The sequence below is a fragment of the Alkalibacterium sp. 20 genome, from assembly GCF_001885615.1.
Lineage (GTDB): Bacteria > Bacillota > Bacilli > Lactobacillales > Carnobacteriaceae_A > Alkalibacterium.
Genome location: NZ_LSRN01000034.1, coordinates 108,573 through 123,352, shown reverse-complemented (window position 1 = coordinate 123,352; position 14,780 = coordinate 108,573). Strand labels below are relative to the sequence as shown.

At 37.2% G+C, this 14,780-nt stretch carries 15 protein-coding genes; all 15 read right to left on the bottom strand.

From position 1 onward, the window contains the following. Positions 1-178 precede the first annotated feature (178 nt). The 15 genes from AX762_RS06985 to AX762_RS06915 all read right to left on the bottom strand — a co-directional run bounded on the left by AX762_RS06985 (position 179) and on the right by AX762_RS06915 (position 14,776). Positions 179-616, bottom strand: coding sequence for an immunoglobulin-like domain-containing protein (locus AX762_RS06985; RefSeq protein WP_071848420.1), 438 nt, complete (start codon positions 614-616; stop codon positions 179-181). Positions 617-700: 84 nt separating this feature from the next. Further along, a complete protein-coding gene (locus AX762_RS06980) occupies positions 701-1,807 on the bottom strand; it encodes an RnfABCDGE type electron transport complex subunit D (protein ID WP_071848419.1) in 1,107 nt (368 codons plus the stop codon). A 2-nt stretch (positions 1,808-1,809) separates the two neighbouring features. Further along, positions 1,810-3,123, bottom strand: coding sequence for an electron transport complex subunit RsxC (rsxC, locus tag AX762_RS06975; RefSeq protein WP_071848418.1), 1,314 nt, complete (start codon positions 3,121-3,123; stop codon positions 1,810-1,812). A gap of 523 nt (positions 3,124-3,646) precedes the next feature. Beyond that, positions 3,647-4,585: a DNA-binding protein WhiA gene (whiA, locus tag AX762_RS06970; protein WP_071848417.1), complete on the bottom strand. Its 939-nt coding sequence runs from the start codon at positions 4,583-4,585 to the stop codon at positions 3,647-3,649. Between the two features lie 35 nt (positions 4,586-4,620). Beyond that, on the bottom strand, positions 4,621-5,643 hold the full coding sequence (gene yvcK, locus AX762_RS06965; RefSeq protein WP_071848416.1) for a uridine diphosphate-N-acetylglucosamine-binding protein YvcK: 1,023 nt from the start codon (positions 5,641-5,643) through the stop codon (positions 4,621-4,623). After that, positions 5,640-6,527 (bottom strand): RNase adapter RapZ, encoded by an 888-nt coding sequence (rapZ, locus tag AX762_RS06960; RefSeq protein ID WP_071848415.1) that lies wholly within the window; start codon positions 6,525-6,527, stop codon positions 5,640-5,642. The genes yvcK and rapZ overlap by 4 nt, the downstream gene beginning before the upstream one ends. Positions 6,528-6,728: 201 nt before the next feature. Continuing rightward, positions 6,729-6,893: a DUF2892 domain-containing protein gene (locus AX762_RS13335; RefSeq protein ID WP_083432857.1), complete on the bottom strand. Its 165-nt coding sequence runs from the start codon at positions 6,891-6,893 to the stop codon at positions 6,729-6,731. 66 nt (positions 6,894-6,959) lie between these two features. Further along, positions 6,960-8,684 carry a phospho-sugar mutase gene (locus AX762_RS06950; protein ID WP_071848414.1) on the bottom strand — a complete coding sequence of 575 codons (1,725 nt, stop codon included), beginning with the start codon at positions 8,682-8,684 and terminating at the stop codon, positions 6,960-6,962. A 290-nt stretch (positions 8,685-8,974) separates the two neighbouring features. Then, positions 8,975-9,928 carry a thioredoxin-disulfide reductase gene (gene trxB / locus AX762_RS06945; protein WP_071848413.1) on the bottom strand — a complete coding sequence of 318 codons (954 nt, stop codon included), beginning with the start codon at positions 9,926-9,928 and terminating at the stop codon, positions 8,975-8,977. A gap of 231 nt (positions 9,929-10,159) precedes the next feature. Then, positions 10,160-11,104: a UTP--glucose-1-phosphate uridylyltransferase GalU gene (galU, locus tag AX762_RS06940; RefSeq protein ID WP_071848412.1), complete on the bottom strand. Its 945-nt coding sequence runs from the start codon at positions 11,102-11,104 to the stop codon at positions 10,160-10,162. 39 nt (positions 11,105-11,143) lie between these two features. Then, entirely contained in the window at positions 11,144-12,145 is a 1,002-nt protein-coding gene (locus AX762_RS06935) for an NAD(P)H-dependent glycerol-3-phosphate dehydrogenase (RefSeq protein WP_071848411.1), read from the bottom strand. Positions 12,146-12,185: 40 nt separating this feature from the next. Continuing rightward, on the bottom strand, positions 12,186-13,061 hold the full coding sequence (lgt, locus tag AX762_RS06930) for a prolipoprotein diacylglyceryl transferase (RefSeq protein ID WP_071848410.1): 876 nt from the start codon (positions 13,059-13,061) through the stop codon (positions 12,186-12,188). Positions 13,062-13,075: 14 nt separating this feature from the next. Continuing rightward, positions 13,076-14,014: an HPr(Ser) kinase/phosphatase gene (gene hprK / locus AX762_RS06925; protein ID WP_071848409.1), complete on the bottom strand. Its 939-nt coding sequence runs from the start codon at positions 14,012-14,014 to the stop codon at positions 13,076-13,078. Between the two features lie 132 nt (positions 14,015-14,146). Further along, positions 14,147-14,476, bottom strand: coding sequence for a phage holin family protein (locus tag AX762_RS06920; protein ID WP_071848408.1), 330 nt, complete (start codon positions 14,474-14,476; stop codon positions 14,147-14,149). A gap of 3 nt (positions 14,477-14,479) precedes the next feature. Beyond that, complete coding sequence (locus AX762_RS06915; RefSeq protein ID WP_071848407.1) at positions 14,480-14,776, bottom strand: PspC domain-containing protein; 297 nt, start codon at positions 14,774-14,776, stop codon at positions 14,480-14,482. Positions 14,777-14,780 lie beyond the last annotated feature (4 nt).

Below are 14,780 nucleotides of genomic sequence, written 5' to 3'. Positions count from 1 at the left end.
TTTGCTCATCAGAGAAACCTCCACTTAGAAACTATTCTATAAAAGTATAACGAAAATAACGTAAAAAAATAACCAAAAAACTAAAACACTCTTTTTTTGAGTGTCTAGTTTTTGGGTAGGGGTTCATGTAAAAAAGAAATCACCTCTTTTTTTAAGTTCAAGACTATTGCATGCTTTTTTAGTTCACATCAAACTCGGCAGTAAGAACTTCACTTTCTATTTCACGTACGACCCGATATTTCCCAGTATCTAGAGGTTCATAGTATTCCATATTCAATTCCTCTTGAGCTTCTTCTCCCGGACCTAGAATATGGGCAATCAAGATAAACGCCATCTCTTCATCGGGTTCCACCATAAACCACGTATTGTCTTCTTCTTTTTCTAATGTAAAAGCTATCCCATAGGAGATATCATCTTCAGATTCATTGACGGTATTTAATATAAACGTGTCCCCCTCCGGATCATACTCATCCTTTTCAAGTCCTATTTTTACATTTTCTAGCGTATTCACCTCTTCATAAGGAGACGGCTCTGCATCGTTTGATGAACATCCCCATAAAAAAAGTAACCCGCTAGCCAGTATGATACAACACATCGATTTTCTTTTTTTATTCAATTTTTGTCACCTCCTTTTATACTCTATATTATATTACTCTACGTAAAAAAGCGACTGAATGCATGCATTCAGTCGCTTGATTCATTATTTTTCAGTTAAAATGTCACGCTTGGTTAACGGTTCTGTAATATCATAATCTGAATGTACCTTTGGACGTTTAGTATGTCCGTATATTTTGGGCATAGCCACTTTATCCACGAAAGGAATAATGGCATTCATAATTAAAATAGAGAACCCAACACCTGCTGGTGAGAAAAGAGAAATTCTAAAGGCTGCTGTTAATATCGCAGCGCCGATTGGGAATATATTTCGTCCCATCGATGTCAAACCACCTGATGAATAATCAGTGATAAAGAAGGCTGCACCTAAGAGTAGCGATCCACTAAACAAATGATAGAGCACATACTCGAAGTCAAAACCTGAATAGACGAACATAATCAACGCGAAAGTCCCAATATACAGGGCTGGGATTTTTGGATTGATAACCCTTCTAATAATTAAGAAGGCCATGGCAATTAAAATGGTTATAGAACTCGTTTCGCCAAGTGATCCGCCCCATCCGCCTTGGTTACCTAAAAACAAATTCCAGAGTGTTTGAGCGCCTTCAGGTATTTCAGATACGCCACTTGAAATGTAGTAAAGTGGTGTTGCTGAAGAAACTAAATCCGCACCCCAAATCGTGGCACCTGTAATTGCTTCTGCTGAACTAGCTGTCGTTAAGACATCTTCACCAGACACGAAAGCATTGACAATCCAAGGAGCCATCAAATAGATGATACGGCCGCCAATAGCAGGATTAAATCTGTTTTTACCAATACCACCAGGAATCATCTTAATAAAGACAATAGCTATTACACTGACGATAACAGCAGCATACCATGTCACGCCATTTGGCAAACTTAAACCAATCAACATACCGGTAACTACCGCTGATAAATCTGTGATTGTGACACGCTTTCTAACGAGTCGTTCATATAAATATTCACTGATAACACTTGTTAAAACGGCAACTCCAGTGATAAATGGTACCTGTAAACCAAAGAAATAAGTACCGGCTGCCAATGGAAGAAGTAACGCAATAATCACTTGTAACATTATCCATTGTGACGACCATTTCTCAAAAATGTGAGGTGATTCATCCAGAATCAAATCATAATCTGCTAAGGTGGTTTTTGTTTTATTTTTACTCATCTCTACACCGCCTTCTTATTTTGCTTGATAGCAGTTTTAGATTTTCTAATGTTATCTAATAAAGGAATCTTCGAAGGACAAATGAATGAACAGTTTCCACATTCGATACAGTCCATAGCTCCTAATTGTTCTGCTTTTTCAATATCGCCACGCTCATAAGCATTGCTAATCAGAATAGGCTGCAAGCTTACAGGACAGACATTTAAACATTCAGAACAACGAATACAATCTATACGTTCTTCATCATCAACTTCCGATGCCGTCAAGAAAGTAATGTGCGTCGTTCCTTTGGAGATCGGAATAGACCCGTCTTTTATAGTTTTACCCATCATCGGTCCACCATGAAGAACTTTTCTTGGTGCTTCTTGGAAACCACCACAGATATCGATCAAATCATCAATCGGCGTGCCAATACGAACCAGTAAATTCTTTGGATCGACAATAGGTGTCCCTGTAATAGTAGTTACACGTTCAACCATAGGTTTGCCTAGCCGAACGGCACGGTAAATCGCTTGGAATGTCCCAACGTTTGAAACGACACAACCAACATCGGCAGGAAGTCCTCCAGAGGGGACTTGACGTCCTGTACAGTTTTCAATCAATTGTTTTTCAGAACCTTGCGGATATTTTGATTCAAGAACTTTAATTTCTATTTTGTCATAACCAGTTGCTGCTTCTTTAAGCACATCACCGGCTTCTATAGCGTTGTCTTCGATACCAATGTAAACTTTATCAACATTAAAAACGCCATCAATGACACGTACGCCTTCTATAATTTCATTAGCATACTCGACCATAGTACGAAAATCAGATGTTGAATATGGTTCACATTCTGCACCATTCAAAATTATTGTATCAATTTTTTTGTCTTTAGGTGGTCTCATCTTTACATCTGTCGGAAAAGTAGCTCCACCCATACCTGCAATCCCTGCACGTCTTATCAGTTCAGGTACTAATTCTGGAGCGACATTTTCACCAGCTTCCGGATATGGAGCTTCCTCAATGTATTGCCCATCATTTTTAACAATAAGACAAGTCACTAATCCACTAATTACTTCGCGATCCTCAATCGAGATAACTTCTCCACTTACTGAAGAGTGAATATTTGCAGAAATAAATCCTTGCGCTTCACCAAGAAGTGTCCCAACTCTTACAGTTGAACCCACTTCTACGATTATTTTAGCAGGCGCTCCGATATGCATGGACATTGGGTATACCATAATAGCGGGAGCATCAATGCGTTCAATCGGCTTATCGTGCGTACGCGATTTATTATGTTTTGGAAATATTCCTTTTCGTTTTGTCTTTAATCGCATTCCCTTTCCTCCTCAATTATTTAAAACTGTCATTTTATTTGTTATGTAGCGTAAAAAAAATACAAAATAATAATTTCACATGTTATAATAGTTATTTTTCCGCCAAAAGGTGTACTAAAAGAATACCGAAATATACACTAAAAGTAAAGATAATACAGGGCTTTAAGAAAAACAGCAAGGCTAAATATTACAAATGAAAACGATTCTCATTTGTAATATTTTCAATTACAAATTGTAAGTTTGTGAAATTAATTTATTTCATTTTTTGATTATTTTAAATTAAGAAACGTTAGATAACAATTACTATAATTAAAAAGAATAAATATCTCATTTTTTATGACAACGCTTTCTGACTATTATCATTAACAACTTTTAAATGAAAATGATATACACGCTTCCACATGTGATTATCCCATTTCAATTGTGAAACGACAAAAAATATCTCGAGTTTCTTTAAAAATGAAATTGTGACAATTTCAGCACAAAAATACCCTCTCTAATTATTAATTAAGAGAGGGTTGTATTATGCTAGATTTTTTTCTTTGATTTCTTCTGCCAGTTTATTGATTTTTCTTAACCGGTGATTCACTCCTGATTTAGATACCCCACCATTAGGCAACAATTCTCCCAATTCTTTTAAACTCACATCAGGATTATCCACTCTCATTAATGCAATTTCTTTTAACTTTTCAGGCAGTGTGTCTAATCCATTTGTACGCTCGATTAAACGGATATTCTCGATTTGTTTCGAAGCAGCATCAACGGTCTTATTCATGTTAGCATTTTCGCAATTGACTAATCGATTGACTGAATTTCTCATATCCCGAACGATCCGAACATCTTCAAATTTAAACATGCTCCCGGTTGCCCCAATTAAAGATAGAAAATCAGCAATTTTTTCTGATTCTTTTAGGTAGACAATATAACCATTTCGTCGTTCATGGACACGTGCACTCAAATCAAAAACGTGCATCATCTCACAAATATCATTGTTATGTTCTTCGTAAGTCGAATGGATCTCTAAATGATAACGACTTGTGTCAGGACTGTTGACAGACCCTCCAGCTAAGAAGGCTCCTCTTAAATATGATTTAATTTTTTGTTTGTTATTTTTAATTTCGTCCGGCACATGACCATGATATAACATACCATCCATTATACCGAGTTCCTTTAAGATAACTTTGCATCCGCTCTTCAATCTTACAATATACACATTATTTTTCTTTAATTTCATTTTTTTTCTAACTAACAATTCAGATTCCACATCAAAATTATCTTTAATTAATGAATATATTCTTCTTGCGATAGCTGCATTTTCAGTTTGAACGTTCAATAAAAAATCATGATCAAGAATGCTCAGTGTTCCGTTCATTCTAATTAAAGCTGCTAACTCAGCCTTTGCATGTTCCGGATGAACTTCTAACAATGTTAACTCTTTCTTCACATCAAATGCAAATGACATTACTTTCACTTCCCTTTAACTGAAAGACTAGTCTTTCACTTCTGTAAGTAATCTTTTATTTTCCTTTGACTATTAAATGCTGTTCTGAATATTTCTTCTGCCACTTTTTCACCATTATGGTATACGCCACGACTAGTTAATTTCAAAAAGTTATCGGAAATAATCATAGGAACTTCTTCAGTCATACCTTTAAAATCGTGTTCAACTTGAAGAAGGTATTCTTCATTTTTTTCTTGTTCAATGTATTCTTCCGGAACATCACCAATATTTGTTATAGCAATATCCACAAATTTCTTACCTAAGTGTTTGTGCAATACTTTAACATGGTCTGCATCGTTTAGTCCTTCTGTTTCGCCAAGTTGGGTCATAATATTAGAAATATAAACGACTTTCCCCTCAGTCTCCAACAATGCTTTTCCAATATCGGGAATCATGATGTTGGGTAAAATACTGGTGAATAAACTACCTGGACCCAGAACGACCATATCTGCATTCATAATAGCCGACACAACTTCTCTACTCGCATGAACTGGACGTGTTTCCTCTACACACGTTACCGAGACATAATCGATCATCATTCCTTTTTTAGGAATTTGCGATTCCCCAGTTTGTGTGCTTCCATCCATATATTTTGCATGAAGATTCAGCGGTTCCTCTGCAGCAGGGTAAACATGTCCTTTGACATGCATCATTGTAGCGAGCAATTGGATCGCATCATAGATATTGCCACTCATGTCAGCCATCGCAGAAATAATTAAATTTCCTATCGTATGGCCTGATAAGCTTTGATCATCTGAACTGAAACGGTACTGAAAAATTTCACGCTGTAATTCTGGAATCTCAGAGAGTGCCGTTAGTACATTACGCAGATCTCCAGGTGGGACAGCGTTAAAACTTCTGCGCAATGCACCACTACTCCCACCGTCATCCGCAACAGTAACAACAGCTGTAATATCAGCATCTTTCTCTTTTAAACTTCTCAAGATGACAGGCAAGCCAGTCCCGCCACCGATAACTACAATTTTTGGTTTTCTCTTTATAAACGTCTCCTGCTTCATGATCTCACAACTGACTCCTTTACTTTATCTTTATCGCGATGCGATACATTTATATGATATCCATCCGTTTTAATATGTTCCGCAATACGTTCAACTAAAGCAACCGAACGATGTCTTCCGCCTGTACAACCTATTGCAATTGTCACATTACTTTTTCCTTCTTTTTTGTAACCGGGCAATGTGAAATCTATTAAATCAACAAACTTTTTATAAAATGTTTCTGTCTCTGTTTGTTGCATAACATAATCGTAAACGGGTTTATCCAAACCCGTTTGAGGTTTTAGTTCTTCTATATAATGAGGGTTGGGTAAAAACCGGACATCCATAACGATGTCTGCATCAATTGGAGTTCCATACTTAAACCCAAAAGAAACAATTTCCACACGGAACATTATTTTTTCTTTTTCTTTATATTCCTTAATCAGCATATCCCTTAATTCTCTTGGAGTTAAGGTTGTTGTATCAATGACTAATTGTGCACGTCTTTTGATATCGTTGAGTAACTCACGCTCTTTTTTAATTCCTTCAATAGTCCGTTCATTTTTAGCTAACGGATGTGCCCGTCTCGTTTCTTTGTAACGAGAAACTAATTCTTCATTCGTGGCCTCTAAAAAGAGAATCCGTGTAGTGATGTGAGGAGTGTTATCCATTTTCTCAAGTGCTTTATTGATTTCTTCGAAAAAATCTCTCATTCTTAAATCCATTACCAAGGCAATCTTACTGAATTGTCCAGACTCTCGGACTAACTTCCAAAAAGTCGGCAAAAGATTTGGAGGCATATTATCGATACAATAGTATCCCATATCTTCAAAACTTTGCATAGCCACCGTTTTTCCCGCACCACTCATACCTGTTATGATGACGAGTTCAAGTTTTTCATTCATTGCACTCACTCCTATATAAAACTAATGATATAAAGCATTGTTTGATACAGATTGTTTCTTTTTATTATAACATCCCTGGTGTGTCATTGCTACCCTATACATGGAAAGTCACATTTGATTTATAGTGTCTAATTAAAATTTATTTACCAAAAACGGAAAACACCTATCAAGCAATTATTCTTGATAGGTGTTTTCCGTTTTTCAGTCTTTTTCACATGTGTTCGTGGCCATTAATTCATAAATGCCGCATCTTTGAGTTAAAGCAGTAAAAAGCAAAGGGATAGAAGCTAATCCAAACCACCTAACTGGGGTTGAATATAAAAATAAAAGAGGGGAAATAGCAATGGCAAAAACTATTCTGCTCATCTTATCTTTTTTCTATACATTTATTTTCATCAGTGCAGTCTCCTAGTTTCACTCTTTACTCTAAGCTTATAAATTGATCATCGAACGAATATCGGCTTCAAACGCTTCTAATTTCTCTCGAACCGCGACCCCTGATTCGTCGCAGGCCGAGATGTAAAACTTGATTTTAGGCTCAGTACCGGAAGGACGAACAGCGATCCAACTGGAATCGGCCAGTGTATATTTTAAAACATTCGCTTTTGGTAAATCAATCGTCTCTTTAGAAGACTTCGTGACGCATTTTTGTGCCTTGAAATCTTCAAATTTTATTACTTTTATACCACCAAATCTTGAAGGTGACTGTGAGCGAAGGTTTTTCATGATCTCATTAATTTTTTCAGTGCCTTCTATTCCATCCATTTTGACTGAGATCGTTTTTTCTTCATAATGCCCATGTTCATGATAAAGTTCATGAATAGCGTCAAATAAACTGTAACCCTGCTCTTTATAATAAGCAGTCATTTCAGCTACCATCACTAAGGCTTGGATAGCATCCTTATCTCTAGCAAATGGTTGGATAAGATAACCGTAGCTTTCTTCAAACCCATACATAAATGTTTTAGAATGATCTGTTTCAAATTGTTTTATTTTTTCTGCAATAAACTTAAACCCAGTTAAGACGTTTATAGTTTCTACCGCATATTTATCAGCAATTACAGCAGGTAGATCACTTGAAACAATAGATTTGATCATAACACTATTTTGGGGTAATGATTCTTTAAGAGAATGTGCTTTAAAAATATATTCGACCATGAGTGCCGCAATTTGATTCCCTGACAATACTTCGTAATGACCTTTAGCTGTTTTCACAGCCAATCCTAAGCGGTCAGCATCCGGATCTGTTGCGATCAGAACATCGGCGTCTACTTCTATACCTTTTTCAATAGCTAAAGTAAATGCTTTTGGATCTTCAGGATTTGGTGATTTAACCGTTGAAAACTCTGGATCTGGTTTCGATTGTTCCTCTACGAAATAAACATTTCTAAATCCAGCTTGCTTCAGTGCTTTTTCACCTAACATTTGACCGGTACCGTGAAGAGGTGTGAAAACAATCTTTAATTCTCTGCCTTGTCTATCAATTAAATCTTGATCGATCGTCACTGTTCTGATTGCTTCCAAATAATATCTGTCTACATCTTTACCAATAATTTTTAAAAGACCCTCTTTTTCTGCTTGTTCTCTATCTAGTGCATCAATCGAGAGGATATCAGTTACACTTCGTACATAAGTAGTTAATTCATCTGCTTCTTTAGGTGGTAGTTGTCCACCATCTTCACCGTATACTTTGTATCCATTGTATTCTGGTGGATTATGGCTAGCTGTAATCACAATACCCGCAGCGGCTTTCAAGTGTCTTACTGCAAAAGACAATTCTGGTGTGGGACGTAATTCTTCGAACACGTAGGCTTTTATACCATGAGCTGCTAAAGTTCTTGCTGCTTCTATGGAAAATTCCTTAGACATATGACGAGAATCGTAGGCAATCACTACACCTCGTTCTTTCATCTTGTTTCCTTGTTTTTCAATAAAGAGTGCCAGTCCTTCAGTTGCTTGTCGAACGGTATAAATATTCATGCGGTTCGTTCCAGCACCAATGACCCCGCGCATTCCAGCTGTACCAAATTCAAGTGATGTATAAAAGGCATCTTCAAGTGCAGAGTCCTGTTCTTTGTTTTTTTCTAAATCTTGTTTCAACGATGCATCCAAACTCGAGTGGTTCAACCATGTTTGATATGTTTTTTTCCAATCCACAATAATCCCTCGTCTCTGTAAGATATTGGTTAAGTTAATTAAACTAGTTTAATTGTATCATTTTTGTCCTCTTCTTGCATGAGAAAAGGGTACATGTTCAATAAATAACGAATGGTATTTTTAAAATATCGACGTTGCTTAATGTCGCATCAATGTTCTGGGAATATTTACATCAAAAATAATATCAAGCAAATAATTGTCACAGTCTTCTTTACCCTTTGGTTCGCACCTTCACTAAAAAAAATAGAGGTTGAGACCTGAGTCTCAACCTCTATTTGACAGACTAACCTTTAAACATTATGTTTTTCAAATTGTTCTTTCAATTCTTCAACATATTGGTAGGCTGCATTCCCAGCCACTGACCCATCTCCAACAGCAGTTGCAACCTGTCTTAATACTGTATCTCTAACGTCACCAATAGCAAATATCCCAGGAACTTGGGTCATCATATTGGCATCCGTTTCAATCCAACCTTCTTCGTTGGTGATAGATAATGAACGGAATTCGTTTGAGTTTGGTAATATACCAACGTAAATGAATGCACCATCCGCATCGATAAGAGAAGTCTCACCGTTTTTAACATTTTTAACTTTTACACCAGTAACTTTATTGTCACCAACAATTTCTTCAACGACGGAGTCCCAGATGAAATCAACTTTTTCATTTTTAAAAGCACGATCTTGTAAAATCTCTTGGGCTCGAAGTTTATCTCTTCGGTGAATAATGGTTACTTTATCAGCAAACTGGGTAAGGTATGCACCTTCCTCAACAGCTGCATCACCACCACCAACAACAACGACATGTTTATTTCTGAAAAATGCACCATCACATACAGCACAGTAGGAAACGCCGCGACCATTAAATTCGGCTTCACCCTTCACACCTAACATTTTGTGTTCTGCGCCAGTAGAAATAATGACTGCTTTAGCTAAATACGTTTTATCGGAAGTAATCACTTCTTTTACCGTTTCTTTATCCACAATTTCCTGCACGTCTCCATAAACATGTTCGGCACCAAATTGCGTTGCACCCTCAAGCATTTTCATGGATAAGTCGGGACCCACAATACTTTTAAAACCAGAATAGTTTTCGATTTCAGCTGTATTGTTCATTTGGCCACCAGGAATTCCTTTTTCTAACATCAATGTTTTCAAGTTTGATCTAGAGGCATATAATCCGGCGGTTAATCCTCCTGGACCTGCACCAATCACAATAACATCGTAAATTGTTTTTACGTCTTCCATTCAAACATGCTCCTCTCAACTAGCATCAAATAATTCATCATAGTTTAATTTTATTTTATGCTATCTATTCCTTTACTTACTTTTTGTAAGTTTCTTTACTTTATACATCTTACCAGAATTCCATCATTTGTCAAGCATGAAAAACTCCTATCACAATAAACAGTCCTGACTCTTCCTGTTCATTATAAAAGGAGCTTGCTCGGTCTGTCTGGTCATCCTACTAAGATTTAGTTATTCATCATTCTCTTTATTATCCTCAAGTTCGTGTACTTCTGGTTCCATACTATTTTCTATTGCTCCTGTTTCAAGTTCTTTGCTTAAGTCTAAAATGTATTGTTTCAAATCATCTTTGACTTGAGGATGTTTCAAGCCATACTGGATCGTTGTTTTCAAAAAACCGAACTTGTCTCCGACATCGTAACGTTCACCTTTAAATTCTTTAGCAAAGACGCGTTGCGTTTTATTCAGTACATCAATGGCGTCAGTCAGTTGGATTTCCCCACCCACACCTGGTTCGATTTTTTCCAAGATATCAAAAATTTCCGGCACAAGTAAGTAACGCCCGATGATTGCTAAGTCACTCGGAGCATCTTCAGGATTAGGCTTCTCAACAAACTTACGGACATTATATAATCCTTCTTCCACTTCTGCTTCGGGATCGATTATCCCATAATTTGAAGTTTCTTCATGAGGAACACGCATGACCGCAATATTGGAAGCATGTGTTCGTTCATACCCTTCGATCAACTGTTTAGTTAACGGAACCTCATCAGCCATGATATCATCGCCCAGCATAACGACGAAAGGTTCATCTCCAACAAAAGCTTTCGCTTGCAATACAGCGTGTCCCAGTCCCAGTGGATAAGGTTGTCTGACAAAGTAAAGATTGAGTCCAGTTGTTTCTTCTACAAGTTCAAGCAACTCTTCTTTTCCTTTTTTACGTAAACTTGCTTCCAATTCTGGATTGGAATCAAAGTGATCCTCAATTGGTCTTTTTAGCTTACCCGTAATAATCAGGATATCTTCGATACCGGATGCAATAGCTTCTTCAACAATGAATTGAATCGTTGGTTTATCAACAATTGGAATCATTTCTTTAGGCATTGCTTTTGTTGCTGGTAAAAACCGGGTACCATATCCTGCAGCAGGAATAATAGCTTTCCTTACTTTTTTCATTTTTCTCTACTCCTTTATACTGTGGTAAGACACGCCACCTTATTCAGCTTTTCCTTCTCGTTGCATAAGATTTAGTATAACAAATTTAACTTCAGCCTCATTATATAGCACTTCGTATAGTGCTTCAGTAATGGGCATTTCAATTTCATATTCTTTTGCTAATTCATAAGCGGCTTGTGTGGTAGAAACACCCTCAACAACCATTCCCATATTTTCCAGGACAGATTCAATTTTTTCGCCTTTACCTAATTGGTATCCAGCTCTCCAGTTACGCGAATGTGGGCTGGTACAGGTCACAATCAAATCGCCCACTCCACTGAGCCCCATAAATGTTAAGGGATCTGCTCCTAGCTCAATGCCTAAGCGACTGATTTCAGCCAGGCCACGCGTGACGAGGCCTGCTTTTGCGTTATCCCCATAACCAAGTCCAGCGATGATTCCAGCACCGATCGCGATAATGTTTTTTAATGCTGCTCCGATCTCTACTCCGATAATATCTTTATTCGTATAGACGCGGAAGTAATCATTAATAAACAAAGATTGAACATAGCGTGCACTATCTATATGAGTGGATGCCGCTGTGATTGTGGTTAAATCACCTTTTATCACCTCTTCAGCATGACTCGGTCCAGATAAAGCAACAATACCATTTATGTTTTCTGAAGAGAGTTCCTCTTCAATAATCGTGGAAATACGTTTATGTGTGTGACGTTCGAGACCTTTGGAAGCGTGGATGATCGTCACTTTTCTATCTAATAATTCATTGACTCTTTGCGAGAGTTCTCGCATCCCATTTGTTGGGATAACGAAGAGAATAGCTTCGACATCCTGAATGGCTATTTCCAAATCAGTCGTTGCCATAATTACATCTGGAAATTTGAATTCTGGTAAATAATGTGTATTAGTATGTTGTGTGTTGATCTCATTTTGCTGTGCTTCGTCTCTGGTCCATAAATTAACGTGATGACCATTTTCAACTAAAACATTTGCCAATGCACTGCCCCAAGAGCCAGCACCTAAGACCGCAATTTTACTTCCCACTTTAATCGCTCCTTCAAATAACAGGATCTAATCGTTACATTTAATTTTTTCTTTGATCATATTTCTTCTTTTTTTCCTGAAATGTTTTTTCCGGCTCAATACCTTCAGTATAATTAGGCGGTCTTGGATAAGCATAAAATCGTCTGTAGACGATTAGTCCAACTCCGGCGATAAATAACACTAATGAAAATAGTTGTGAAACTCGGAAACCACCGATATACAAGCTGTCTGTTCGCATGCCTTCAATAAAGAATCGGCCTAAGCCATACCAGGCAATATAACCTAAAAAGGCTTCTCCTCTAATTAATACATTATCTTTAGCTCTTAACACCATTAAAATTGCAAAGCCGATAACATTCCACACGGATTCATACAAAAATGTCGGATGATAATAATTCCCTGCGATATTCATCTGTTCAATGATAAATTCAGGTAATTGAAGTCTTTCCAAGAATCCACGACTAACTTCCCTACCATGAGCCTCCTGATTGACAAAATTACCCCATCTTCCTATTGCTTGAGCAATCATGACATGTGGTGCTAGAATATCTACTAAAAGCCAGACAGGCACATTATTTTTTTGGCTGTACCAATACAGCGTTATAAACCCAAGTATCAACCCGCCATAAATTGCCAAACCACCTTCCCAGAAATAAAACATACGGATTGGATCGGCTAAGTAGGTCGGTAATTCAAACAACACGTAATACAATCTTGCGCCTAAAATACCTGCTGGTATTATCCAAAAAGCAAGGTCAACAATAAAATCTTCGCCTATACCTCTTTTATTGGCTTCTCTCATACTGAGCCACACAGCTAAAAACATCCCAATAACGATAATCAGACCATACCAAGCGACTTCTACTGGTCCTAGTCTAAAAGCAATCGGATCTATGTTACCTATAATCATCTGCATCCTTAATCCTCCATCTAGTCTTCTTGAGAATTTTTCTCAATTAGTTTATTCAAATTATTCTCAAAAGTTTTTGTAGCATCATATCCCATTTCTTTGGCACGGATGTTCATCGTTGCGATTTCTATAATTATTGACAAATTTCGTCCTACTCGAACAGGAATCGAAAGTTTAGGAATATCTACATTAAAGATGCGCATTTTATCCAAATTGTAACCTAAGCGATCGTACTGCTTATTACGATCCCAGTGTTCTAAATTGATCACTAGATCAACCGTTTTCTGTAAACGAATAGCACCAACACCAAATAAGTTCACTACATCGATTACGCCAATACCTCTGATTTCGATCAGATTTCTCAGGATTTCAGGTGGTTCTCCTATGATGCGTCTTTCATCCATCATGTACAGTTCCACTCGGTCATCTGCAACTAAACGATGACCCCGTTGAATCAGCTCTAACGCTGTTTCTGACTTACCTATGCCCGAATCTCCTATGATCAATACACCCATACCATAAATATCGACCAGCACACCGTGTTGGGAGATACGTTCGGCTAATCGTTCTTCTAAAAAATTAGTCACGTTTGAGGATAAACGTGTAGTAGAACGTTTTGAGAGAAGCACCGGTATGCCCTTTTCTTCAGCAGCTTTTAAGAGCTCTTTCGGCGGTTCCATATTGCGTGAAATCAGAAAAGCCGGCGTTTCAGCTTGACACATACGCTTCATCACAATATAACGTTCATCACTTGTCATTTTTTTAGCAAATGATAATTCTGTTTTACCTAATAATTGTATTCTATCTTGAGGATAAAAGCTGAAATATCCTGTGAGTTCTAATGCGGGTCTTGATAAATCACTGATCGTGATTGCTCTATCCAAGTTGTTTTCGCCAACAACAACGCGAATATCATCCATCGCATCTACTAACTCGTGTATTTTTACTGATACAGTCATTGATTTTCTCCTTTGATCATTGATAAAAACATATCCTAATCATATCATATTTGAGTAAGCCATAATAGAATAAAACAATATCGATATAAACAAAAAGGTTTAACGTAGTAAGACTACATTAAACCTTTTCAATTAATTAGTGTTAAAAAATGCATTTAATGCTGATACGATTATGGCTACAAATAGCGCGAGAGTGAATGAACTAAATCCAAACCCACTTACCAAGGCGGCTGTAAACCATAACATCAAACCATTAATGATAAAATAGAATAATCCTAATGTCAGGATAGTTATTGGTAAAGATAAAATTACAAGGATAGGTTTAATCAGTACATTTAGTATCCCAAAAACAACTGCGGCCAGCAAAGCAGTCGTCCATGACGAAATAATAAACCCTTCTAAAAAGCCTGCTAAGGCAAGGAAAATCAAAGTGTTAGCTAAAATACGTTGCCACCATTTCATCGACTAAAAGTCACTCCAATCTTCTTCAACCTTTTCCGCTTCTTTTCTTTTAGGTTTTTCATTAAATTGGCCAAAAGGTGAATTGGTTCGTGGTTTGTTTTCTGATTGAGACTCTCCATTTTCATCAGGCATAACAAGCGCTAATAAGAGATAAATAGGAATAGTCGCGCCTACTCCAACGAAAGTTGCCACAACAACAACCACACGAAGCAATACGGGATCTATATTAAAGTACTCTCCCATGCCACCTAACACTCCAAAAATCACTGCATTTTTTTTTGACTTTGCTAATTTTTTCATAGTT

Bases quoted from the DNA above. Each gene is read 5' to 3' on its own strand.
- AX762_RS06980 (WP_071848419.1), bottom strand. From the start codon at position 1,807: ATGAGTAAAAATAAAACAAAAACCACCTTAGCAGATTATGATTTGATT.
- rsxC (WP_071848418.1), bottom strand. From the start codon at position 3,123: ATGCGATTAAAGACAAAACGAAAAGGAATATTTCCAAAACATAATAAA.
- whiA (WP_071848417.1), bottom strand. From the start codon at position 4,585: ATGTCATTTGCATTTGATGTGAAGAAAGAGTTAACATTGTTAGAAGTT.
- yvcK (WP_071848416.1), bottom strand. From the start codon at position 5,643: ATGAAGCAGGAGACGTTTATAAAGAGAAAACCAAAAATTGTAGTTATC.
- rapZ (WP_071848415.1), bottom strand. From the start codon at position 6,527: ATGAATGAAAAACTTGAACTCGTCATCATAACAGGTATGAGTGGTGCG.
- AX762_RS13335 (WP_083432857.1), bottom strand. From the start codon at position 6,893: ATGAGCAGAATAGTTTTTGCCATTGCTATTTCCCCTCTTTTATTTTTA.
- trxB (WP_071848413.1), bottom strand. From the start codon at position 9,928: ATGGAAGACGTAAAAACAATTTACGATGTTATTGTGATTGGTGCAGGT.
- galU (WP_071848412.1), bottom strand. From the start codon at position 11,104: ATGAAAAAAGTAAGGAAAGCTATTATTCCTGCTGCAGGATATGGTACC.
- lgt (WP_071848410.1), bottom strand. From the start codon at position 13,061: ATGCAGATGATTATAGGTAACATAGATCCGATTGCTTTTAGACTAGGA.
- hprK (WP_071848409.1), bottom strand. From the start codon at position 14,014: ATGACTGTATCAGTAAAAATACACGAGTTAGTAGATGCGATGGATGAT.
- AX762_RS06920 (WP_071848408.1), bottom strand. From the start codon at position 14,476: ATGAAATGGTGGCAACGTATTTTAGCTAACACTTTGATTTTCCTTGCC.
- AX762_RS06915 (WP_071848407.1), bottom strand. From the start codon at position 14,776: ATGAAAAAATTAGCAAAGTCAAAAAAAAATGCAGTGATTTTTGGAGTG.